The following is a 22,804-nucleotide window of genomic DNA, read 5'->3' as shown; positions in this document are numbered from 1 at the left end:
CCCCGCACCCCCTCAGCCCAGGAAACACTCCCTGTGGGGTGCATCACCCACCGCGTCTGACTCACGTCGCCGGGAGCTATCCGCGCCGTCGCATGATTCCACCGCCGGCTTGGGGTTCTGCGTCGACGGAGCTGGGCAGTAAGTGACGTCGCCCGGCAGCAGCCACCAATACTGCAATTCCGTATCGCGGCCAGCCGCCGGCATCGCCTCCCCCGCGCGACGCGGGCCCGACGTCAAGCTGATCATTGACCACCACTTCCTGATGTTCAGCACTGCTGTTCCTTTCGATCGGTGACACCACTGCCAGAGAGCCGGCGGGCCTGGAGCAGTTGTGCTCGCCGGCTTCCCGGTCATGCCAGGGCCCCGGGAAGCCAGCTCCCCCTACTTCCGGTTGTTACCCGACTGCAGTCCTCTGGTGAATCCGGTCAGGAGCGCTTGACGGAGCGTGCCGCCCGTACCCTGTCCCGGTGTTCCCTTTCCAGGCGCGTCCTGCCCGGGACCTTCTTTCCCGCTCGGGGCTGCAGCCAGCGCCGCCAACCAGTCCCCGTACCGGGTGATGTCCGTGCCGCTCGAGGCGGCGACCGCATCGCAGGCGAAACCGACGGCGCTGGAGCCGTCACTCAGGCGCGCGGATCCCAGGAGCATCGGTTCGGGCAGAGCCGCCAGGAAGTGCCCCAGCGCCGCTGCCGAGAGCAGCCAGCGCTCGGCCACCAGTTCCGCCCCGTCCTCCGAGCGGTACACGCCGGGTTTCGGCGGCTGGGTATCCAGCGCGACCATGCGGTAGCGGGCCGCCGTGCGCACGGGCCCGGCCCAGCAGGCTCCCAGGGTTTCGAGCTGGTGGGCCAGCGGCTGGCCCTTGCGGTGCGCCCCCACCACCACGAGGGGTACCGAGGACGCGCCGGCCCGAACCGGCCACGGCTCCCCCGCCGGCAGCTGCCGTGCGGGAGCCGCCCCGTCCGCGAACAGCGCCGGAGGCCGCGGCGGCGTTTCGATCCTGCGGGCGATGTCGGCCGCCACGGCGTCGTCAAAGGGGCGCCCCACAACGGTGAGCCCGAACTGGGAGCCGTCCACCTCGCCCGCGGGTACGGCCACGGCACACAGGTCGAACAGGTTGCAGAAGTTCGTGTAGGTGCCCATGCGCGAGTTCACGCCCAAGGGGTCGGCGGCGACCTCGGCCAGGCTGGGATGAAACGGTGCCGTGGGGACCACCAGGGCGTCGAACCCTTCCAGCCGCGCCATCGCCTGCCGCTTCAGTACGTCCAGCCGGGCGGTGTCCGCTACATACTGGTGGGCCGCTACCTGGCTGGCGCGGCGAACGATTCCGGCGACCGTCGGGTCCAGCCCTGCTGGGTTTGCTGGGCTGTCGCCCGCAGCGTCGACGAAGGCCCCGACGGCCGCGTAGCGTTCGGCCACCAGGCCGCCGTCGTAGAGCAGACGGGCAGCCTGCAGGAACACGTCGAACTCGATCGGTTCGGCGTCCACGCCGGAGGCCTGCAGCCTGGCGATCTCGCGGCCGAACTCATCCGCCCAGGCCTGCGGGAGCTCCGGAAGGCTGGACGGATACGCGACGCGCGGCCGGGCGGGCGCCGCCAGGCGGACATCGGCGGGCCACTGGCGCGCCCCGCCGGCCATGGTCCCCATGGCCAACTCAGCCGTGCCGATGTCCCTCGCGAAAATGGTGACGGCGTCCCAGGAACGGCACGCCGGCACGACTCCGGCGGTGGAGACCACGTTCAGCGTGGCTTTGATGCCAACGATTCCCTGGAGCCCGGCGGGGACACGGCCCGATCCGGCGGTGTCCGTGCCGATGGCGATGTCCGCCAGCCCCAGGGCCACGGCTACGGCGGAGCCGGAGCTGGAGCCGCCGGAAATGCGGTCCGGGCGGCGCGCATCACGGACCGCCCCGTGCGGGCTGCGGGTGCCGACCAGCCCGGTGGCGAACTGGTCCAGGTTCGTGGCGCCCACGACCACCGCACCCGCTGCCCGGATACGGGCCACCGCTGCGGCGTCCTGCTCCGGCATGTAGGCGAATCCGGGGCACGCCGCGGTGGTGTCGATCCCGGCAACGTCCACATTGTTCTTCACCGCCAGGAGCAGCCCGGCGAGGGGCAGGTCCCCGCCGGCGGCCACAGCTGCGTCAACAGCCGCTGCCTCGGCCAGCAGTTTGTCCGCGGCGCGGACGGTGATCCAGATTTCCGGCCGGCCGGAGCCTTCGATGGCGGCCAGCGCCGCCCGCACACGGGCAGTGGCGCTCGGTCCCGCAAACGTCGTGCTCATGCTGCTGCCTCTTCCAGTTCCTTGGCGTCCAGGCTGGGTTCCTGCGCGGACGGGTCCGTCGCGGAGGTTTCTGCGGGGAGCCCAAGGACCACCAGGGCCTCGCCGCCCACCACCTGGGAGCCCGCCACCGGCAGCACCTGCAGCACCACGCCGTCGGACGGGGCGGGCAGCACGGTTTCCATCTTCATCGCCTCCAGTGACACCAGCGGCTGGCCCTTCAGCACGTGGTCCCCCGGGGCGACGTCGACCTTCCATACGCTGGCGGCGAAGGGGGCGGCGACCAGGGTGGCGCCGTCGGGCACCACCAGCTCTTCAGGATCCGGGACGACGGCGGCCGCAGCGTCCGCGCGGTCGAACTCGCCGGCGTCCGCCCAGGCCTGGCGTTCAACGGCGAAGGCCGCCGCCTGCTGCTCGCGGAACACCGCAATGGACTCGCTGTTGGCAGCCAGGAAGTCCTCATGTTCGGCGAGGGAGAAGGTGCCGTCCTCGATCTCGACGCCGCGTCCCCGGCCGGCGGCCATGTCCACGCGGAGGTCCAGCAGCTCCTCCGGGCTGACCGGGTACCAGGAGATGCGGTCGAAGAACCGCAGCAGCCAGGGCGAGCCCGGTTCGAACGGCGCGGAATCGGCGTAGCGGGACCACACCTGGGTGGTCCGGCCGACAAACTGGTAGCCGCCGGGTCCTTCCATTCCATAGATGCACATGTAGGCCCCGCCGATTCCGACGGCGTTTTCCGGCGTCCAGGTCCGGGCCGGGTTGTACTTGGTGGTGACCAGGCGGTGGCGGGGATCCAGGGGCGTGGCCACCGGGGCACCCAGATACACGTCGCCGAGGCCCAGGACCAGGTATTCGGCGTTGAAGACCGTGTCGAAGACCTCGTTCACGGATTCCAGGCCGTTGATGCGCCGGATGAACTCGATGTTCCACGGGCACCACGGGGCGTCGTCCCGGACGCCGGCCATGTAGCGCTGGATGGCTTCGCGGGTGGCCGGATCATCCCAGGACAGCGGCAGGCGGACGGTGCGGCTGGGCACCACGAGCTCCGAGCTGGCCGGCAGAGCAGCTTCGATTTCCTGCACCAGGCCCAGGAGGCGCGGGGCGGGGAGCACCGTGGGGTCGATCTTGATCTGCAGGGACCGGATCCCGGGGGTGAGGTCCACGATCCCCGGCATCCGGAGCTCCTCGAGGTGGAGGTGCAGGGCGTGCACACGGGCCCGGAGGCTGAGGTCCAGCACCATGTCGCCGTACTCCACCAGCAGGTTGTCATCGCCGGAGCGGCGGTAGGTGACCGCGGGCCGTCCCGGGCCTTCGGGCACCCGGCCCAGCACGCCGTCGTCGCCGTCTCCCTGGCGGATACCGGCGCCTGGCAACGAGGTAGCGCCGGTCTTCACGCCGGCAGAACCGGACCAGCCCGCGTCCCCGGGCAGCAGCAGCTGCCGGCCCGGTCCCAGGTCCCTGGCGGACGGCGCCTGCCGGGCTTCGACCGGCACGAAACGGACGGTGTCTCCGGGGCGGAGCTGTCCCAGTTTCCAGCGGTCGGCCGTCACCACGGTCACGGGGCAGACGAAGCCGCCCAGGCTGGGGCCGTCCGGGCCGAGCAGAATGGGCGTGTCGCCGGTGAAGTCCAGGGCACCCACCGAATAGGCCGTGTCGTGGATGTTCGAGGGGTGCAGTCCCGCCTCGCCGCCGTCGCTGCGGGCCCACCGCGGTTTGGGGCCGATGAGGCGCACGCCGGTGCGGGCGGAGTTGAAATGCACTTCGTAGCTGGCGGCATAGAGGTCCTCGACGTCCTCGCGCTGGAAGAACTCGGGGGCGCCATGGGGGCCTTCCACGACGGTCAGCTCCCACGCGGACGTCAGCACCGGCCGGCTGTCCAGCGGAACGGGGCCGGCCCGTCCCGGAGCCGCCGGCCGGGTGGCCGGCGTCGAATCCGCGGCGGAATTCGGGGCCGAACCCGTGGCGGAGTCCGCGGCAGCGTCCGGGGCCACGGCCCGCAGGACGTCCCCGGTCCGAAGGACGCGGCCGCCGTGGCCGCCGAACTGGCCGAGGGTGAAGGTGGACGCGCTGCCCAGGTACTGCGGCACATCGAGTCCGCCCTGGAACAGGATGTAGCCGCGGAGGCCGGACCCGTCGGCGGTGCCGACGTCGAGGGTGCCTCCGGCCGGCACCGTGACCGGTTCCCAGGCCGGGACGTCCGTGCCGTTCACGGTAAGGGTGGTGGAGGCGCCGGCGACGCACACGGTGGTGGCGTGGGTGAAGTGCAGGCTGGGCCCGGTCATGGTGAACTCGAGTCCCGGCGCACCCTCGGCGTTGCCCAGAGCCTGGTTGCCGAGCCGGAAGGACAGGTCATCCATCGGGCCGCTGGGCGGAACCCCGACCTGCCACAGCCCGGCACGGCCGGGCCAGTCCTGGACCGAGGTCTGCAGCCCGGGCCGTTCCACGGTGATCCGGGGTTCCGGATCACCCAGGTCGTTCAGGGTGCCGGTGGAGTGGGCCGCGGCGCGGACCACGTCCAGGGCCGTCACGGCCCGGAGCATCCCGAGGTTCGTCTCGATGCCGTCGATCCGGGTGGCCTTCAGCGCGGCGCCGAGACGGTCGAAGGCCTGGTTCCGGTCGGTGCCGGTGGTGATGATCTTGGCCAGCAGCGGATCGTAGCTGGTGGAGACCTCGCTGCCGGTTTCCACCCAGGCGTCCACGCGCACGCCGTCAGTCCCGGGGTAAATGGCGTTGGTGACGGTCCCGGAGCTGGGCTGGAAGTTGCGGGCCGGGTCCTCGGCATAGAGCCGGGCTTCGACGGCGTAGCCGGAGACGGGGAGGCTGTCCGGGCGTCCGGCCAGCACGCCGGCTGCCTCGGCCCCGCCCTGGGCCAGCCGGAGCATCCACTCCACGAGGTCCACGCCGGTGACGGCCTCGGTGACGGGGTGCTCCACCTGGAGCCGGGCGTTGACCTCGAGGAAGGACGCTTCCTTCCGGACCGGGTCGTAGACGAACTCCACGGTCCCGGCCGAGCGGTAGTCCAGCGATGCGCAGAGGGCCCGGGAGCTGCGGTGCAGTTCGTCCCGGAGCGCGTCGGGCAGGTCCGGCGCGGGCGCTTCCTCGACCACTTTCTGGTGGCGGCGCTGCAGCGAGCAGTCCCGGTCGCCCAGGCTCACCACCCTGCCGCCGCCGTCGCCGAAGATCTGCACTTCCACGTGCCGGGCGTGCTCCACGTAGCGCTCAGCGAAAACGCCGGCCGTGCTGAAGCTGGCCCCGGCAAGGCGCGCTACGCGGGGGTAGCTCTCGGTGAGCTCGTCCTCGTTACGGCACACGGTCATCCCGATGCCACCGCCGCCGCCGGTGGCCTTGAGCATCAGCGGGAAGCCGATGCCCCGGGCGGCGAGCACGGCCGCGTCCACGTCCGGGAGCAGGCCCGATCCGGCGATCATGGGGACGCCGGCGGCGCGTGCGGCGTCCCGCGCGGTGTGCTTGGTGCCGAAGATCCGGAGCTGGCCCGGCGTGGGCCCGACGAAGACCAGCCCGGCGGCCTCCACGGCCTCAGCGAAGCCGGCGTCCTCCGAGAGGAAGCCGTAGCCGGGGTGGATGGCGCCGGCGCCGGTGGCGGCGGCCGCGGCCAGGAGGGCCTCGACCTTGAGGTAGGAGTCCTTGGCCGGGGCGGGGCCCAGCAGGACGGCCTCGTCCGCGAGCCTGACGTGGCGGGCGCCCCGGTCGGCCTCGGAGAACACGGCCACGGTGCGCAGGCCGATTTTCCGGGCGGATTCGATGATGCGGCAGGCGATTTCGCCGCGGTTGGCGACCAGCAGTGTGTCGAACAGTGGCGTGTCGAAGCGGTTCACAGGGCAGCCTCCGGGCGGGTGACGATCATGCGGACGGGCGTGGGGTTGAAGCCGTTGCACGGGTTGTTGATCTGCGGGCAGTTGGAGACCAGCACCAGGGTGTCCACGTCAGCCCGGAGGGCCACGCGCTTGCCCGGGGCGGAGAGGCCATCCACGATGCCGAGGGCCCCGTCCGGGTCCACCGGGACGTTCATGAACCAGTTGATGTTGGAGACCAGGTCACGTTTCCCCAGCCCCCAGCGGGAACCCTCGATGAGGAAGTTCTCCACGCAGGCGTGCTGTTCGCGGGTGTGCTGGCCGTAGCGCAGAGTATTGGATTCCTGCGAGCAGGCCCCGCCGATGGTGTCGTGGACGCCCACCTCGTCCGCCACCACGGTCATCAGCGGCTCGCCCGCGTCGGAACGGAGCACGGAGCCGGTGGTCAGCACGATGGAGCGCTGCGCGGCGACGGTGACGGCGGCGGAATAGCGCACCTCCGTGTCGTCGGCGGCGTAGAGCAGGCAGTCCACGGCCTGGTTCCCGGCCAGGTCCACGATGGTCAGCACGTCGCCGGCGGCCACAACGGCGGACCAGGGGCCGCGGGCTTCCACGTATTCGTCCAGGATGACGGCGCCGTCCGCGAGCGCTGTCTGGCTGGCGGTGGCGGCTGCGGGTGTCAGGGCGGCTGCGGGTGTCAGGGTTTTGGTGGCGGTCTTCATCGGGCATTCCTTGCCGTGAGGTCGTGTTCGGTGTTGTTCAGGGCCTGCCGGTGTTCGGCGGTCAGCGGCCCGGTCAGGCGCCCCTCCGCCAGCAGGCCGAGGTCCTCCGGGGCGTGCCAAGCGACGACGTCGACGGCGGTTCCGGTGAAGTCCGGCCGCGGATCCAGCGGGTGGGCGGTATTGGCCAGGAGCATCACGGCGTCCATCTGCAGGAGGATCTCGACGGCGGCGCCGGCGCCGGCGGACCCGGTGAACCGGATGCTGCCGTCCGGGTCAACCCGGATGCCCTTGAACAGGGAGAGCGACGGCGCCACGTCCCGCGCGCCGAGCCCCTGTTTGAGGGCGGCCAGGGTCAGCAGTTCCCGCCCGGCGGGCGAGCTGCTGTGGACGGTTCCGGCGCCGTAGCGGGCGGTGTTCCCGGCCAGCGTGGTGGTGCCGGTCAGGGCGTCGTGGCGGGCGGAGGTGTCGGCCACAATCGTGCCCATCAGCCGGCCGGCGTCGGACAGCAGGGGGTGGCCCGCGGTGGGGTAGGCCTGCCACGGAACCTTGACGGTGTCCGCCACGTTGAGCCGTTCGTGCAGTGCCCCGCTCCGGTAGAGCAGGACGTGGACGCAGGCATCGCCGCCGGTGTCCGTAAGCCGGATTCGGGTGCCGCGGGCCAGCGGCAGCGCGGTGTAGCGTCCGAAGGCCACGGATTCGGCCCAGGTCAGGCGTTCCCTGGGGGTCTGCGGCAGGCCGGCGGTGTACCGGGACGGGGCAGCGGAGGCCGGGACGTGCCGCATGGTGTCGGCGGTGCGGCCGTGCTGCTCCCGGGCGTGCGCGCGGGCTCCGGCGGTGGTGGCGGTGGCTGGTGTTTCGGTGGTCTGTGTCATGTCAGTCCTGGAGTGGGAGGCGCACGGGCGGCGTTCGTGTGGGCGGGTGGGAGTCAGTTGAGGCGGGGCTCAGGCGCTGGTGCGGGCGTCGGAGCGGGCCGCCGAGCGGGCGCTGGAGCGCCGGATCCAGATGCCGAGGAGGAGTACGATGCCCACCATCAGCGGGGCGGAATAGAGCAGGATGCCGTTCTCTCCAGAGGGGTCGTAGACCTCGGGGCGGGGCCAGGCGAGGTTGACCACCATCACGGCGCCATAGAGCACCGCGAGGATGTTGATCGGCAGTCCCCAGCGTCCCAGCGAGAAGAGCCCGGAAGGCATGGTCTGGCCTACCCGGTCCCAGTCGCCGCGGAGGCGGTTGATGAGCTGCGGCACGGTGACCAGGAGGTAGGCCAAGTACACCATCACGATGCAGACGCTGCAGAGCGTGGTGAAGAGTGCAGCGTTGCCGACGTTGATGGCGAGCACGCCCACGGCCAGGGCGCCGATGGCGATGGAGGGCCACATCGGGGTGCCGCGGGTGGGGTGCACGGAGGAGAGCAGGGCCGACGCGGGGAGTTTGCCGTCCCGCGCCATGGAGAACACCAGGCGTGACCCGGCCGTCTGGATGGCCAGGGTGCAGACAAAAATGGCCACAGCCACGTCCACCAGGAGCACTTTGCCCCAGAACGTGCCCAGGACCGCGGTCAGCACGTACGGCAGGCCCTCGGTGGCGAGCCGGCCGTCGTCGAGGCTGGGGGCGGCCATCAGCGCCGTCACAATCATCAGCGCCCCGCCGATGCCGGAAATGATCAGGGCCGACAGGATGGTCCGGGGTGCCGTGCGGCGCGGGGACATCGTCTCTTCGGAGAGCTCACCGGCGGAGTTGAAGCCCACCATGACGTAGGCGGCCATCAGGCCCGAGACCATAAACGCGCCCACCGCTCCGAGGTCGGATCCGGCCAGGACGGTGGTGTCCATGACAACGTCGGGTCCGCGCTGGGCTGCGGTAATAAGCGCCAGGATCACGGCGACGACGCCCACGATTTCGCAGGTCACCCCGACCGAGTTCACATGGGCCATCAGCTTGACGCCCAGGGAGTTGATCACCGTGGTGACCACCAGCAGGATGGCCCCGAGGACGACGGCGTTCGCGGCGCCGCTGGTGGTGTTCAGCGCCGGGTCGCCGCCCACCAGCTGGAATCCTTCCCAGAGCTGGGGCAGCACAACCTGCATGGCGATGGCGGCTGCGGCGGCGGTGACCACCTGCGCCAGGGCCATGAACCAGCCGGCGAACCAGCCAACCGTTTCACCGCCCACCCGCCGGGCCCATTGGTAGACCGCCCCGGAGAGCGGGTAGCGGGCCGCGAGTTCCGCGAAGTTCAGGGCCACCAGCAGCTGGCCGAGCAGCACCACCGGCCAGGTCCAGAAGAAGGCCGGGCCGGCAAAGGAGTAGCCGAATGCGAAGAGCTGGAAGATGGTGGTCAGGATGGAAACAAAGGAGAAGCCTGCCGCGAAGGAGGCGTAACGGCCCAGTTTGCGGTGCAGGGACGGCTCGTAGCCAAGCGACGTGAGGTCTGCGTCATCCGTCTGCGCGGATGAGGGAAGAACTGTGGTTGTCATCGGAATCTCCGGGGCTGGAACGGCGTGGGGGTTGAGGCTTTCCGGCAAATGCAGCGCTGGGCCCAACACTTCGGAATACCGGTCACTTGATAGTTTTCCAGTTGGAGATCCCGAACTCGTTTCGCCCGTGTAAAAGGTAGATTGACGGATTATTTCCGTCGTGTTTCCGCGATCTCACCGGGCTTAGGCCGGCGGCGGACGGCCCCGCCGGGTGCAAGAATGATGCCGTGACGACAACCGGCCCGGGGCGCCCCCGCAAGCAACAACCCTCCCGACCGGGGGCCACGGCCCGTGAGGAAATCCTTGACGCAGCCGCCGAACTCTTCACCACGCAGGGCTACGCCAACACCTCAACCCGTTCCATCGCGGAGGCCGTCGGGATCCGCCAGTCCTCGCTCTACCACCACTTCAGCACCAAGGACGACATCCTTGAGGTTCTCCTGGCGGGCACGGTGGCCGGAGGCCTCGCTTTTGCCCGCCGGGTCGTTTCAGTCAACGACGGGGACGGAAGCCCGACGGCGGCCGCGGCGCGGCTGCACGCCGTCGCCCTTTACGACGGAACCCAACTGTGCAACGCCCGCTGGAACCTCGGGGTGCTCTACAACCTGCCGGAGGCGCGCAGCGCCCGGTTCCACAGCTTCATGGCGGAGCGCAGGGAACTCCGGGGGCTATACCAGCGTCTGGGGGCGGAACTGCCGGGGAACGGCTGGTCCAGCACCAGCCAGAACGGGGATCTGGCCTTCCGGCTCGTCGAGTCCCTGGTGAGCCTCCGCGCCGACGGGCTGTCCACGCCGGAGTCCCCGCTGCAGGCGGCCGACGCCGGCATCGTCCTCTGCGGGCTGGCGGACAGCCTTGCGGAGATCCGGATCCGGAGCGCGGCGCTCGTGGCGAGTGCCGGCTGAGCGTCCTTGGCCCCTCTTGACCTCGGCCTCTCTTGATCCCGCCCCGAGTCAATTCCCGGGTGAAGTTAGACGCCGTCGTAGGCGGGGACGGACGCGGGAAGGGAAGGGACGGACTCCATGCTGGCTATCCTGCCAGAGCCCCGCCGTCCGACAGGCGTGGCGCAGCTGCAGCTGGAGTGAAGTCCTCATGGGCACCCATTTGCCTGTTCTCCTGACGCGCCCACACTGCTACGTTGGCGGGATGGAACGATCTTTGGTTAGGCCCAGGAATGGCAAGATCATCGCCGGCGTGTGCGCAGGCCTCGCCGACCGCTTCGGCATCTCCCGGACGCTGGTCCGCATCGGCTTCGTGTTCTTCGGGCTGTTCGGCGTCGGGGAACTCGTTTATATCGTGCTGTGGGTCATCATGCCCAAGGGCCCGTAACCGCCAGGTTCGACGACGGCGGCCGGGTTCGTCCGCGGTTGCTGGCCGGGTGCGGGCAAGCTCCCCTTGAAACCGGCCCGGCCGCGCGTATCGTTTTGCCATGGGACCGATTCGGGTCATGCTGCTTCCGGGTGCTGTTCTTCCCGCGCAGCCGGCGTACAGCTCGCTCATCGAGGCCCTTGGACCGGATGTGCAGGCTGTCGCCAAGGACCTGGAACTCTACGCGGGCGACGAGCCGCCGCCGGGCTGGAGCCTCGACACGGAGATTGACGGGGTGCTGCGCGACGCCGACGCCCGGGGCTGGGAGTTCTTCCATCTCGCCGGGTATTCCGGCGGCGGCTCGGCCGCCCTGGCGTTTGCCGCCAAACACCCGGAGCGCCTGCTGAGCCTGGCCCTAGTGGAGCCGGCCTGGGCCGGAAGCTGGGGCTGGAGCCCGGCCCACGCAGAGCTGTGGCAGGCCTTCGACCGGCTGACAGCCCTGCCGCCCGGGCAGTTCATGCCGGAGTTTATGCGGCTGCAGGTCAAGCCCGACGTGGTCTTTCCGCCGCCGGCTCCCGGGGATCCTCCGCCGTGGATGGCCAGGCGCCCGGCCGGCATCGAGGCCTTCCTGCACACATTCCGGAGCTACGACCTGGACCGCGGCCGGCTGGCTGCTTTCGACGCCCCGGTGCTGTTCGTTCTGGGCGGCCGGAGCAACCCGGACCTGTTCGGTGACATTGGCGAGCGCCTATCCTCGGTCTTTCCCGACTTCCGGCTCGAAGTGTTCCAGGACCGCTACCACTTCGATCCCCCGCACCGGGTGGAGCCCGAACGGCTGGGCGGGCTGCTGCGGGAGCACTGGGACCGTGCGGAAGGCATTCACGATGCCGCCGTCACCTGACCCGATGTGCTGTCGTATGGTTTTGCCAGATTCGGGTGGTTCAGGTTGTGCATATTCGTCCTCCAATGGCTGGGTATAAGAAGGGCATGAGGTACCGTCACCCTTATGGGGACAGGACCGGAAGACCGCTACCGTATCCAGCCTGCGCCGCCGCGAAAAGGGAAGTTCACGGTCGGTTTGCTTGCCCTGATCCTGGTCATCGTGAACGGCGTCGTCACGGTCCTCGCGTCCCTTGCAGTAGGAAACGGGCCCCAAGGGCTGGCCTTGGCCGGCCTCTACGCGTTCTTCACCTTTCCTCTGACCCTGTACGCCGTCTTCCTGGGGATCCTCTCGATCACCGGGAAGCAAGGAAGGATCCCGGGGACCATCGCTTTGGTGGTCACGTCCGCGGCGTTTTTGTACGCTATCTTCTCCATGGCGTTCGAAGGCTGGTCCTGATGTAGATCGGTCGAACAGACGCGCGGGTGCGGCCCCACAAACAGGTGAGCGGCAGCAGATGGCAAGCACTTTGAGCGCGCACTGAACTCCACAAGCCGGCACAGTGCGGGGCGGTGGGCCACCGGCCCACCGCCCCGCAACATGTTCGCCGCACCGGCGATGTGGACTGCCTAAAAATTGCCTGGATCACCGCCTACTGGACCCGCGAGCCCGGCAGGTACCAGGCCAGGGCCGACGTGAAGGGTTCGCTGGGCAGGCTCCCGGCGCTCCAGGACTCCGTGGACCGCACCACAGGCGTGTGGCCGTGACCGTCCTTGAGCATGGCGCGGACCGTGGCGGTTCCGGCAATAATCACGAGTCCAAACAGCAGGACTACGAGCAGTTCCATTTTTGATTCCTCGGGGTGGGGCGGATTGGATGACTCCAGTGTCCGCAGCCGCCGTGTGAGCAACCGTGTGAAGCCCCCGGGACTGAATTCCCCGGCACGCCGGAGGGCCCCGCGGCGTAAAATTACTCCTATGGCCGAGACGTGGATCCGCCTCCTCGGTCCGCCAAAGATCGAGTCGCCAGGCACCACTCCCCCACAGCCCAAGGGCCGCAAAGCCTGGGCTGTGCTGGCCTACCTCGCCCTGCAGCCGGACGGCGTCAGCCGCTCCCGGACCGCCACCCTGCTGTTCCCGGACGCCGCGGATCCCCTCGGCGCCCTGCGCTGGAACCTCTCCGAGCTGCGCCGGACCCTGGACGGAGTCGCCATCACCGGGGACCCGCTGCGGCTGACCCTCCTGCAGTCCTGGCGCTGCGATGCCCTGGAGCTGGTCGGCTCGGCCCCCGGCAACGGGCTGGACCCGCGGCGGTTCGACGGCCAGCTGCTGGAAGGCCTCTCCTTCGCGGACAGCCCGGTCTTTGACTCCTGGCTGGCGGAGCAGCGGTACCGGCTGGAGAACTGCATCCAGTCGCTGCTGTACGAGGCGTCGCTGGCCGCCCTCGCCGCGGGCACGCCCGCGGAGGCGGTCGAGCTGGCCTCGCTGGCGCTGCGCCGGGACCCGTTCCACGCGGACTGCACCGCCGTCCTGGTCAAGGCGCTCGTGGCCCTGGGCGAGCACCGGCGGGCCCGGGAGGAGGTCAGCAAATGCGCGGAGCTCTACCACCGGGAGCTTGGCCTGCCGCTGCCGGCGGAAGTCCGGCGTGCCCTGTCCGATTCGGCGCCAACCGCCGACCCCGAGCTCCACGCCACCGCGGCCACGGTCCGGTCTTACCTCGACGCCGGCAGCGCCTCCCTGTCGGCGGGGGCCGTGGACCGCGGGCTCGACCAGCTGCGGCTCGCCGTCGTCCTGGCCCAGCGCACCACTGACCGCCACCTGGTGGCCGAGTCGCTGGTGACACTGGCCGGGGCGCTGATCCACCAGGCCGGAGGCCGCGGCGCCGAGGTCGCCGATTTCCTGCACCGTGCGCTGTCGGCGGAAGCGCCCGACGGCGTCTCCCGCACTGCCGCCGCCGCCTTCCGCGAGCTGGGCTACCTGTCCGTGCAGCGCGGAGTCCCGGACCGCGCGGCCGGCTGGCTGGAGCGGGCGATGCAGGCGGCGCGGGGCATCCCCGACGAGCAGGCCAGGATTCTCGCGATCCAGGGCATGCTGGCCTCGGACACCGCGCATTACGGGGATGCGGTGGCTGCTTTCGCGGAATCCCGGAGACTGGCCCGGACGGTCCGGAACCGCCGGCAGCAGGCGTTCAGCGAGGCCCTGCTGGGGCGCGTGCATCTGCTGCGCGGGGACCTGGAGCTTGCGGCCGCCGCCCTGGACCGGGCGCTCGACGGTGTGGCGGCGGAGCACTGGACGGCGTTCGAGCCGTTTGTCGACGGAGTCCGCGGCGAAACCTACCTTGCCGCCGGCCGGCTAGACGCGGCGGCGGACCTGATCGACCGGTCCTGGGTGATGGCCGAGCTCGCCGGCGACCACTGCTACATGGCGCTGGCCGCCGGCGCCGAGGCCCGGCTGTTCCTGGCGCACGGCGACCTCGCCGCCGCCGAGCACTGGATCGACCGGGGCCTGGAACCGAAGCCCTGGTACCTCTGGTACACCGCCCGGCTGCTGGATGTCGCGGCGGAAGTCACCATCGCCACGGGCTCGCCGCGGGCGTCACAGTTCGTGGAACGGCTGGCCGCGCTGGCCAGTAAGAGCGGCATGCGCGAGTTCGTGGTCCGGGCGCAGTCGCACCGCGCGGCGCTCGGCGACGAGGCGGCCGCCCAGGCCGTGCCCTGGCTGGCGAAGGAGATCGACAACCCCGCGCTGACGGCGTTCCTGGCCCGGCGCCACAGCGTCTCCCTCTGAGCGTTCCGCGGGTGAGCGGGTCCGGAGCCGAGCGGGTCCGCAGTCGATTCCGGAAGCCCTGTCCCGCCGTCGTCCGCAGGACTAACATTCAGTTGCCGATGGGATTACCGTCGCGCTCCCTGCTGTGTGGAAGGAACGTTGTCATGCAAAGCATCACGTGGTTCACGCCGATCCTGCCCGGGAAACTGGAGGAGTGGCAGGCGATGGTGGAGGAGGTCAACGGCCCGCGCCGGGAGGAGATTGACCGTCTATATCAGAGCGCAGGCGTCGCCCGGGAGGTCGCCAGCCTGATGCACACGCCGCAGGGGGATTTCGTCTGCCTGTTCCATGAGTCTGAGGACCTCGCGAAAGCGTTCCAGACGATCGCGACGTCGCAAGAGCCCGTCGCCGTCTGGTTCCGGGGGCATCTGGAGAGCGTGCACGGGATGACGGCGGAAATGCTGCAGGGGCCAATCCCGGCCGAGGTGTTCTTCGAATACCGCGCCGCCGGCAGTGCGGCCTAGCGCCGGGTCAAGCAGGCCCGCAGCCGACTCCGGAAGCCCTGTCCCGCCGTCGTCCGCGGGACTACCATGCAGCTGTGCCGGTGGGATTGCCGCCGTGCTCACCACTGCGTGGAAGGACATCCGTCATGGAATGCATTACGTGGTTCGCGCCGATTTTGCCCGGGAAACTGGAGGAGTGGAAGGCTGGCATCGAGGCGTTGACAGGCCCCCGGCGGGAAGAGCACGAAGCCTCGCGGGCCCGCATGGGCCTGGTGCGGGAAGTTGCCAGCCTGATGCAGACTCCGCAGGGTGACTTCACCTGCCTCTTCCACGAGGCCGAGGATCTCGCCAGGGCCTACCAGACGCTTGCCGCGTCGGAGGATCCCTACGACATCTGGTTCAAAGAGCATCTGGCGAACGTGCACGGGATGAGTAAGGAGATGCTGATGGGGCCTATCCCGGCCACGCTGTTCCTCGACTACCGCGCCGCCGGCTGAGCGCTTGCCCGCCCCAACTGACTGGCAGCAGGGGCCGTCCTGAAGGCTCAGAACGGCCCCTGCTGCCAGCTACTTGGGACACCGCACAGTCGGGTTAAACAAAAGCAGGGCCCGTCAAAGACGGACCCTGCTCGAAACCTGTAAGGTTCCGGACTCAGAAGAGTTAGCTGGAAGCTAAGTCTTAGAGAGCCTGGATGTTTACGGCCTGGGGACCCTTGGGGCCCTGCTCGGTTTCGAAGGAGACCTTCTGGTTCTCTTCGAGGGAGCGGAAGCCGGAAGAGGCGATCGCGGAGTAGTGTGCGAAGACGTCCTGTGAGGAGTCATCGGGGGAAATGAAGCCGAAGCCCTTTTCAGCGTTAAACCATTTGACGGTACCAGTAGCCATTATTTTTTGTCCTTCGTGAAGGTGGAGGAAAAGTCCCGACTTTCGGGTCCTCCTGTGTGGGGTGCTCAAAACCGCTGCTTCAGAAGAACAAGGTCTTGCAACCTTGCGTACTGCCTGAACTACGAACTGCATAAACACAACAACAGGATCAACACTACAGGAGAAATCCCGGGCGGATTACCACCGGGGCCGGGGCGGCGCCTCCGGCGCCTCTATTTGCGTCCCTCCGCCGGGACCTCAGCGGACTTAGAATGGCCGCATGACACCGCAGGAGTTGGCCAACCTGGCGCACCTGCGCCGGGCCCGGGACCTGATCGACCGCAACTACGCAAAGCCCCTTGATGTGCCCACCATGGCCGCCGGTGCCCTGATGTCCCCGGCGCACTTCTCCCGTCAGTTCAAGGCGGCCTACGGCGAGACGCCCTACAACTACCTGATGACCCGCCGGATCGAACGCGCCATGGCGCTGCTGCGGGCCGGCGCCAGCGTCACCGATGCCTGCATGGAGGTCGGCTGTACCTCGTTGGGGTCGTTCAGCTCGCGGTTCACCGAGATCGTCGGCATGACGCCCAGTGCGTACCGGGCCCGGGAGCACTCCGCGGTGCAGGCCATGCCGCCGTGCATTGCCCGGCTGCGCACGCGGCCCGCCCGCAAACCGAGCAGGATTGAAGAAGCGCCCCCGCGACCGCAGTAATAGCGTGAGGGACATGAACATTTCACTGCAGTACGCACAGATCACCGTCAACGACCTCGACGAGTCGCTCGCCTTCTACCGGGACGTGCTCGGACTGGAGGTCCGCAACGACGTCGGCTCCGACGGGCAGCGCTGGGTCACCCTCGGCAGCAAGGCCCAGCCCGACCTGGAGCTCGTCCTCTCCAAACCGCACGCCGGCCGCTCCCAGGACGACGGCGACGCCCTCCAGCAGCTGCTCGTCAAGGGCGCCCTCCCCATCCTCGTCTTCCGCACCGACGATCTCGACGCCACGTTCGAGGCGGTCCGGGCCTCCGGCGCGGAGGTCCTCCAGGAACCCATCACCCAGCCCTGGGGCCCGCGGGACTGCGCGTTCCGCGACCCGTCCGGCAACATGGTCCGCTTCAACCAGGCCGCCTAGCCCCAGGGGTGCGCGGGGACGGCGTCTCCCCCGGTCATGCCGGCGAGCATCGTCCGGTTCCGCGCCCCGGTTTTGCGCAGGATCGAACCGACGTGCTTTTCCACCGTCTTGACCGAGATGCCGAGTTCCCGCGCAATCTGCTTGTCCGCCATGCCGCGGACCACCATGTCGTGGACCTCCTTCTCGCGGGCGGTGAACGCATCGGCCGCACCCTCGGACTCCGGGGAGGAGGCGCCCAGGAGGTGGTCGAAGATGGCGCCCTCCACGAGGGCCTGGCCCTGGCCGGCCGCGACCAGGATGCGCGCGATCGTGTCCCCGCTTGCCCGCCGGTTGATAAAGCCGCGCACCCCGGCCTGCCGCGCCGAACGCACCTGCTCCACGGTGGGGTTGTCGGTCAGCACCACAATCGCGACGCCGGGGTCCACCTCCCGGATCCTGGCCAGCACGCCGGTGGTGTTCTGATGGACCATGTCCAGATCCACCAGGACGACGTCGGGGCGCAGCAGTTCGAACGCGTCGCACAGCTGCTCGGCGGACCGGACCTCGGCGGTCACCTGGATGGCGGGTTCGGCGATGCTGAGCAGCCGAACCAGGCCGGCGCTGATGACGGGGTGGTCATTAGCGATGAGGATCTTCCACTGCGGCCGCCCGGACGCCTCCGGCTCCGGTGCCCGGTCCGGCAGGGTGGCGCGGACCGTGGTGCCCCAGCCGGGGGTCGTGTCGATGTGCAGCTCCCCGCCCAGGTGGATGGCCCGGGAGCTCATGCCGTGCAGTCCCAGGCAGCCCGCGGGCAGGGTCGCGTGGTCGCCGTGGGCCGCCGCGAGGTCAAAGCCCTGACCGTTGTCCTCGACGACGACGGCGAACGTCCCGGCGTCGTAGATCAGCCCCGTGCGCACCGCCGTGGCCCGCGCGTGGGTCACCACGTTGTTCAGCGCTTCCTGGACGATTTTGAACGCCTGGTGCGCGATCTCCGGGGCGAGCGGGCGCGCGTCCCCGATCACCGTCAACTGGGTCGCGGCGCCGGACATCGCCTCAACCCAGGCCAGTTCGCCGGCGATCGCCTCATCCAGGGTCCGGCCGGCGAGCGCCGCCGGCCCCATGCCCAGGACCGTCCGGCGTGTCTCGGTGAGCGCGTCGTGGGCCATGGTCCGGGCCTTGCGCAGGTGTGGCGTCACCGTGTGCTCGCCGCCGTCGAGCCGGCTGGCTTTTTCGGCTTCGTCGAGGCTCAGCAGCAGGGTGGCCAGGGAACGGCCCACGGTTTCATGGACATCCCGGACGGCCCGTTCACGTTCGGCGGCGACAGCGGCCTCGCGTTCCCGGATGGACGCGGTGGCATGTAGTTCGGAGTTGGCCAGGGCGATGGCAGCGTGGCTGGCGAAGAGTTCGGCCAGCCGGGCTTCCTCTGCGGTGAACACCCTGCCCTCCTCCGGACTGAACACGATGAAGGCCCCGATGATCTGCTCGCCCCACCGGATGGGAACCCCTATCACGGCGCAGTTCCAGCGCGGATCCGTCGCCGGGATGTGCCCGCGTTCGATGGCGCTGTAGGCGTCCAGGATCACAGTGGAGCGGCTGCGCACGATCTGGCCGGTGAAGCCTTCCTTCAACGAGAAGGTCTGGCCCTCCTGGCATCCGACGCCGATGTCCACTTTCTTCGTGTAGGTGCCGTTGGTTTCGTTGACCAGGGCAATGGAGCCGGACTCGCAGCCCAGCAGGGAGGTGGCATGGCCCAGGACCCGGCCCAGCAGCGGCTGCAGCTCGAACCGCCCGGCGAGGTCAAAGGCCAGTGCGGCGACGGAGTCGAGTTTGTGCTGGGCCCCCTCGACGTCGCGCAGGCTCCGGACCAGCGTGTCGAATTGCGGCTCGGCTTCTGACATGGTTCGTCCTCCTTGACGAAACGCAGCCCCCAAGGGATGCCGGTCTGCACGGAATCTACCACCACAACCGGACGTTCGGACACCCCGCGCGGGTGCGGGTTATCCCGCCCCGCGGAGGTGGGGAAGTCCTTATACCGCCCGCGTCGGGCCGGTGGTTGGGTGGAAGCACAGAAGGTTACGCCAGCACCAGTTCCCCCAGGGAGGGACTCATGGCCCGCATCGGGATCCTGACCAGCGGCGGCGACTGCCCCGGCCTGAACGCCGTCATCCGCTCCTGTGTGCTGCGCGGCATCCGCGTCCACGGGGACGAGTTCGTGGGATTCACGGACGGCTGGCGCGGCCTCGTGGAGGGCAGCACCATCAACCTGGACTGGATGAGCGTGCGCGGCATCGCCAACCTCGGCGGGACCATCCTCGGCACGTCGCGGGTGAGCCCGCTTGGGGAGGGCGGCGGCATCGACCGGATCCAGGCGAACCTGAGGTCCGAGGGGGTGGATGCGCTGATCGTGATCGGCGGCGAGGGCACCATGGCGGCGGCGAAGATCCTCAGCGACGCCGGCATCCCCATCGTCGGGGTGCCCAAGACCGTGGACAACGACCTGTCCGCGACCGACTTCTCCTTCGGCTTCCACACCGCCGTGGAGATCGCCACGGAAGCGATCGACCGGCTCAAAACCACCGGGCAGTCCCACCACCGGTGCATGATTGCCGAGGTGATGGGCCGGCACGCGGGCTGGATCGCGCTCTACGCCGGCATGGCCACCAGCGCCCATGCCATCCTCATCCCGGAGCAGACGGCCAGCCTGGAGGAGATCTGCGAGTGGGTGGAAGGCCCGTTCCGGCGCGGCCGCACCCCGCTGGTGGTCGTGGCCGAGGGTTTCATCTCCGCCGGCATGACCGAACCGCTCGCCGAACGCGGCCTGGACGGCTTCAACCGGCCGCGGCTCGGCGGGATCGGCGAGCGCCTCGCCCCCGTGATCGAGGAGCGGACCGGCATCGAGACCCGGTCTACGACCCTCGGTCACATCCAGCGGGGAGGCGCCCCGAGCGCCACGGACCGGGTCCTGGCCACCCGGCTGGGCCTCGCCGCCGTCGACGGGATCCATGACCGGGCCTGGGGGAAGATGGTCGCCACGCGCGGGGACGAGATCGTCCGGGTGAGCCTGGCGGAGGCCGTGGGCAAGCTCAAGACCGTGCCGCAGCACCGGTACGACGAGGCGACGTACCTGTTCGGCTAGGCGGCCGCGTCCGACGGCGGACCCGCCGGCGGGAGCCTCGTCGCTGCTACGCCGCTTCATGACATCCGAAACAATTGCTTGACACAACCAGGCTGTGGCATTTGACTCAAGTTGTCATATTTACTTTTTGGAGGAACATGTTGAACGCATCCAGGAAATTCGCTGCACTCTCGCTGGCCGTTGTGCTGACGACCGGTGCCACCGCCGCCGCTCCGGCCTTTGCCGTGGGTGAGGGCCCCAATTACGGGGGCAACGAGACCATCAACACCTCGATCCTGCGCTCCTATGACGAGGTGGTCGCTGAACTGCAGAAGCAGGACGCCCGCCAGTCCGCGCTGGAGCTGGAAGTGATCGGACAGTCGGTCAAGGGCCGCGACCTGTACCTGGCCAAGTACCTGACCAACCCGGACAACCCGACCATCCTCTACCTGACGCAGCAGCACGGCAACGAACAGCTGACCACGGAGGGGGCACTGGAGTTCGTCAAGCATCTGGGAACAGCCAAGGCCCAGGGAGTGCTCGACGGCGTGAACATCCTGGTGGTCCCCATGCTCAATCCCGACGGTGCCATGGGTGACGTCGACTTCCCGCTGGACGGATACATCGCCGACGGCGGCAGGACCCTGACGCGGACCAATGCGAACAATGTGGACCTCAACCGTGACCATGTGAACAAGCTCGAGCCCGAGACGCAGGCGCTGCACGAGAACGTGATGCGTGCCTACGACGTCGATTACATGATTGATCTCCATCACCAGGGAACGCAGAGCGAACGGGACGGGGAGCTGGTGTCGGGCTCGATCCTCTACCCCACTACCCCCAACGTCGACCCGGCTGTGCTGGAAGGATCCAAGCGCCTGGGTGCCGTGGTGTTCGACGCCGTCGACTCCACCGGGTGGGGCCACCTTGGCAAGTACGTCGGAGGAGACGCCGAGACCATCAGCCGCAACGGCATCGCAGTGGAATACGGCATTTCGACCATCCTGTTCGAAATGCGCGGCATGTCGGACAACACCAGGGAATCCGCAGTGCTCGGCCAGAAGAGCAACGGTTACCTGATCAGGCAGACCGTCGTCACCCTGGACGCCACGGCACGGGCCATCGCCGACGGTTCGATCGCCACAGCCGACACCTCGTTCTGGGACACCCTCGCGGAGCAGACGAACCGCACCTCGGAGTAGGTTTCCGTTAACTGTCCCTGGCGGGCACCGTCTGGAGTGCGTCAGCGCTCCAGACGGTGCCCGCACCAGGATCAGTTTGGTTCCGATAGGAATCGGTGTCGGCGACGAGGCGACGTACATGTTCGGCTAGGCGGCCGCGTCCGACGGCGGTAGGGATGTGGGCCCGGCCACATCCCTACCCATCCTTCTCAGGCCACGCTCCGAAGTACCCATGGCCCCTTTGGGGCGCTAACATCACATGCGTGTACGAGGAGATCAAACATGAAGAAGTCCCTTCGCCTTATGGCGGTCCCCACCCTGGCTCTGGCCGCCCTGGCCGCCCTGGCCGTTTCAGGTTCCCCCGCTATGGCCCACGACGGAGCGGACCATTCGTACCAGTCCACTCTCGGCCAGATCAACGGCAGCGCAGGCTCCGGCACCGTCACGGTCGACGTCACGGGCAACCAGGCCCACGTCGTCCTGAAGGTCTCGGGCATGCCCGCAACCTTCATGGACGCCCCGTACCCGCACGTTCAGCACATCCATGGCGGGGCCCAGGGCACCTGCCCGGTCCTCTCGGCGGACAAGGACGGCGACCAGGTCATCTCCACCACCGAAGGCGCACCGTCCTACGGCGGAATCGTCACCACTTTGTCCACCAGCGGCGACACCAGCCCGGCAGCCGGCCTTGACCTCAAGGTCGCCGGCCAGGGCGCGGCTTACACCGTTGACCGCACGTTCGAACTGAATGCCGAGACCAAGGCCGCCCTGGACGCGGGCACCGCAGTGGTCGTCGTTCACGGCCTTGACCCGGCCACATTGAGTGCGGCAGGGCAGGCCGCCAAGAGCGACCTGGCACCCACCCTTCCGCTGGCCGCCACCTCCCCCGCACTGTGCGGAACCCTGGCGGCAAGCCAGATGAATATGCCGGTGGGCGGCGCTGACACTGGCGTCACCCAGGAAACCGGCACCGACACCGGTGCCCTCGCCGTCGGCGGTGGCCTCGCCCTGGTCGCCCTCGCCGGTGGAGCCTACGTTGTCCGCCGCCGCACCGCCAGCGCCGCGGCCTAAGCACCGGCTGACCGGATCACTACTGTGAGAACCAGGAATCCCGGCCGCCAGGCGGGCCTCCGTGCCGCCACGGCGGCCGGGGTTCTGCTCCTGGCGGTTCTGACCGGCTGCGGTGCAGGGACCAGCAGTGAGCCCGACGCCGGCTCCTCGCCGTCAGCTTCCGCCGCACCCTCCGCGGCGGCCACCACCACGGCCCCCGGTTCCGCCGCACAGGCAGGTCCGGCATCGAGTCCTCCTGCCGCGCCCGCGGTCTCACAACCCACGGTGCTGCCCCGATCCGAGCCGGTGACCCTGGCAATCCCGGCGGTCGGCGTGCGGACCGACCTCCTGAAACTTGGACTCCGGGAGAACGGCTCCCTGGAGGTACCTCCCACCGACAGCAGCGCGCCTGCCAGCTGGTACAACGACTCTCCCACCCCCGGGGAACGCGGACCCTCCGTCATGCTGGGCCACGTCAACGCACTCGGCGGCGGCCGCGGAGTCTTCGCTGACCTTCGCAAACTGACCCCGGGCACCGAGATCAACGTCACCCGGGCCGACGGCACGACGGCGGTATTCACCGTTGACCGCGGCGCCCAGTACAGCAAAAACAACTTCCCCACCCTCGAGGTCTACGGCAACACCCCTGGAGCCGAGCTCCGGCTGATCACGTGCGACGGTTACGACCCCGCCACCGGGCTCTTCGACGACAACTACGTCATTTACGCGAAACTCAAAGTTTGACCCACGTAA

The 22,804-nt window shown here is 69.2% G+C and carries 21 protein-coding genes; 13 read left to right on the top strand and 8 right to left on the bottom strand.

What is annotated here, in order from left to right:
* Positions 1–381: 381 nt before the first annotated feature.
* The 5 genes from atzF to AC06G6_RS04820 all read right to left on the bottom strand — a co-directional run bounded on the left by atzF (position 382) and on the right by AC06G6_RS04820 (position 9,279).
* The gene (atzF, locus tag AC06G6_RS04840; RefSeq protein WP_479826902.1) at positions 382–2,277 is read right to left on the bottom strand and encodes an allophanate hydrolase; all 1,896 of its coding nucleotides are present in this window, start codon (positions 2,275–2,277) and stop codon (positions 382–384) included.
* Complete coding sequence (gene uca, locus AC06G6_RS04835; protein ID WP_479826900.1) at positions 2,274–6,110, bottom strand: urea carboxylase; 3,837 nt, start codon at positions 6,108–6,110, stop codon at positions 2,274–2,276. Before uca ends, atzF begins: the two co-directional genes overlap by 4 nt.
* The gene (locus AC06G6_RS04830; protein WP_479826898.1) at positions 6,107–6,808 is read right to left on the bottom strand and encodes an urea amidolyase associated protein UAAP2; all 702 of its coding nucleotides are present in this window, start codon (positions 6,806–6,808) and stop codon (positions 6,107–6,109) included. The genes uca and AC06G6_RS04830 overlap by 4 nt, the downstream gene beginning before the upstream one ends.
* Positions 6,805–7,680, bottom strand: coding sequence for an urea amidolyase associated protein UAAP1 (locus tag AC06G6_RS04825; protein WP_479826896.1), 876 nt, complete (start codon positions 7,678–7,680; stop codon positions 6,805–6,807). The genes AC06G6_RS04830 and AC06G6_RS04825 overlap by 4 nt, the downstream gene beginning before the upstream one ends.
* Before the next feature lie 69 nt (positions 7,681–7,749).
* Positions 7,750–9,279, bottom strand: a complete 1,530-nt coding sequence (locus AC06G6_RS04820; protein WP_479826894.1) for an amino acid permease — start codon at positions 9,277–9,279, stop codon at positions 7,750–7,752.
* 227 nt (positions 9,280–9,506) lie between these two features.
* Between AC06G6_RS04820 and AC06G6_RS04815 the strand changes: the two genes are divergently transcribed.
* From AC06G6_RS04815 to AC06G6_RS04800, 4 genes are all read left to right on the top strand, one after another.
* Complete coding sequence (locus AC06G6_RS04815) at positions 9,507–10,181, top strand: TetR/AcrR family transcriptional regulator (RefSeq protein WP_479826892.1); 675 nt, start codon at positions 9,507–9,509, stop codon at positions 10,179–10,181.
* Between the two features lie 241 nt (positions 10,182–10,422).
* The gene (locus AC06G6_RS04810; RefSeq protein WP_479826890.1) at positions 10,423–10,605 is read left to right on the top strand and encodes a PspC domain-containing protein; all 183 of its coding nucleotides are present in this window, start codon (positions 10,423–10,425) and stop codon (positions 10,603–10,605) included.
* A gap of 100 nt (positions 10,606–10,705) precedes the next feature.
* Entirely contained in the window at positions 10,706–11,485 is a 780-nt protein-coding gene (locus AC06G6_RS04805) for an alpha/beta fold hydrolase (RefSeq protein ID WP_479826888.1), read from the top strand.
* A gap of 105 nt (positions 11,486–11,590) precedes the next feature.
* Positions 11,591–11,923, top strand: a complete 333-nt coding sequence (locus AC06G6_RS04800; RefSeq protein ID WP_479826886.1) for a hypothetical protein — start codon at positions 11,591–11,593, stop codon at positions 11,921–11,923.
* A 193-nt stretch (positions 11,924–12,116) separates the two neighbouring features.
* On the opposite strand, the gene AC06G6_RS04795 is transcribed toward AC06G6_RS04800, so the two are convergent.
* Positions 12,117–12,311 carry a hypothetical protein gene (locus tag AC06G6_RS04795; RefSeq protein WP_479826884.1) on the bottom strand — a complete coding sequence of 65 codons (195 nt, stop codon included), beginning with the start codon at positions 12,309–12,311 and terminating at the stop codon, positions 12,117–12,119.
* Positions 12,312–12,441: 130 nt separating this feature from the next.
* Here AC06G6_RS04795 and AC06G6_RS04790 point away from each other — a divergent pair, with 130 nt between their 5' ends.
* The 3 genes from AC06G6_RS04790 (at position 12,442) to AC06G6_RS04780 (ending at position 15,229) form a co-directional block, all read left to right on the top strand.
* Positions 12,442–14,250, top strand: coding sequence for an AfsR/SARP family transcriptional regulator (locus tag AC06G6_RS04790; protein ID WP_479826882.1), 1,809 nt, complete (start codon positions 12,442–12,444; stop codon positions 14,248–14,250).
* A gap of 143 nt (positions 14,251–14,393) precedes the next feature.
* Positions 14,394–14,753 (top strand): hypothetical protein, encoded by a 360-nt coding sequence (locus AC06G6_RS04785; protein WP_479826880.1) that lies wholly within the window; start codon positions 14,394–14,396, stop codon positions 14,751–14,753.
* A 125-nt stretch (positions 14,754–14,878) separates the two neighbouring features.
* Positions 14,879–15,229 carry a DUF6176 family protein gene (locus tag AC06G6_RS04780; protein WP_479826878.1) on the top strand — a complete coding sequence of 117 codons (351 nt, stop codon included), beginning with the start codon at positions 14,879–14,881 and terminating at the stop codon, positions 15,227–15,229.
* A gap of 181 nt (positions 15,230–15,410) precedes the next feature.
* Here AC06G6_RS04780 and AC06G6_RS04775 read toward each other — a convergent pair whose 3' ends face one another.
* Positions 15,411–15,614, bottom strand: a complete 204-nt coding sequence (locus AC06G6_RS04775) for a cold-shock protein (RefSeq protein ID WP_024365339.1) — start codon at positions 15,612–15,614, stop codon at positions 15,411–15,413.
* A 259-nt stretch (positions 15,615–15,873) separates the two neighbouring features.
* On the opposite strand from AC06G6_RS04775, the gene AC06G6_RS04770 reads away from it, so the two are divergent.
* Entirely contained in the window at positions 15,874–16,308 is a 435-nt protein-coding gene (locus AC06G6_RS04770) for a helix-turn-helix transcriptional regulator (RefSeq protein WP_479826876.1), read from the top strand.
* A gap of 13 nt (positions 16,309–16,321) precedes the next feature.
* Positions 16,322–16,726, top strand: a complete 405-nt coding sequence (locus AC06G6_RS04765) for a VOC family protein (RefSeq protein ID WP_479826874.1) — start codon at positions 16,322–16,324, stop codon at positions 16,724–16,726.
* Here AC06G6_RS04765 and AC06G6_RS04760 read toward each other — a convergent pair.
* Positions 16,723–18,603: a GAF domain-containing protein gene (locus tag AC06G6_RS04760; protein WP_479826872.1), complete on the bottom strand. Its 1,881-nt coding sequence runs from the start codon at positions 18,601–18,603 to the stop codon at positions 16,723–16,725. The two genes, AC06G6_RS04765 and AC06G6_RS04760, sit on opposite strands and share 4 nt — an antisense overlap.
* Positions 18,604–18,812: 209 nt before the next feature.
* Here AC06G6_RS04760 and AC06G6_RS04755 point away from each other — a divergent pair, with 209 nt between their 5' ends.
* The 4 genes from AC06G6_RS04755 to AC06G6_RS04740 all read left to right on the top strand — a co-directional run bounded on the left by AC06G6_RS04755 (position 18,813) and on the right by AC06G6_RS04740 (position 22,795).
* A complete protein-coding gene (locus AC06G6_RS04755; RefSeq protein WP_479826870.1) occupies positions 18,813–19,841 on the top strand; it encodes an ATP-dependent 6-phosphofructokinase in 1,029 nt (342 codons plus the stop codon).
* A gap of 137 nt (positions 19,842–19,978) precedes the next feature.
* The gene (locus tag AC06G6_RS04750) at positions 19,979–21,022 is read left to right on the top strand and encodes a M14 family zinc carboxypeptidase (protein WP_479826868.1); all 1,044 of its coding nucleotides are present in this window, start codon (positions 19,979–19,981) and stop codon (positions 21,020–21,022) included.
* 261 nt (positions 21,023–21,283) lie between these two features.
* Positions 21,284–22,072, top strand: a complete 789-nt coding sequence (locus AC06G6_RS04745) for a hypothetical protein (RefSeq protein ID WP_479826866.1) — start codon at positions 21,284–21,286, stop codon at positions 22,070–22,072.
* A gap of 24 nt (positions 22,073–22,096) precedes the next feature.
* Entirely contained in the window at positions 22,097–22,795 is a 699-nt protein-coding gene (locus AC06G6_RS04740; RefSeq protein ID WP_479826864.1) for a class F sortase, read from the top strand.
* Positions 22,796–22,804: the final 9 nt, after the last annotated feature.

The organism is Arthrobacter sp. CJL-S3 (genome assembly GCF_056711635.1).
Note: the sequence above shows the minus strand (reverse complement) of the source record. Positions and strands in the feature narration are given on the sequence as shown.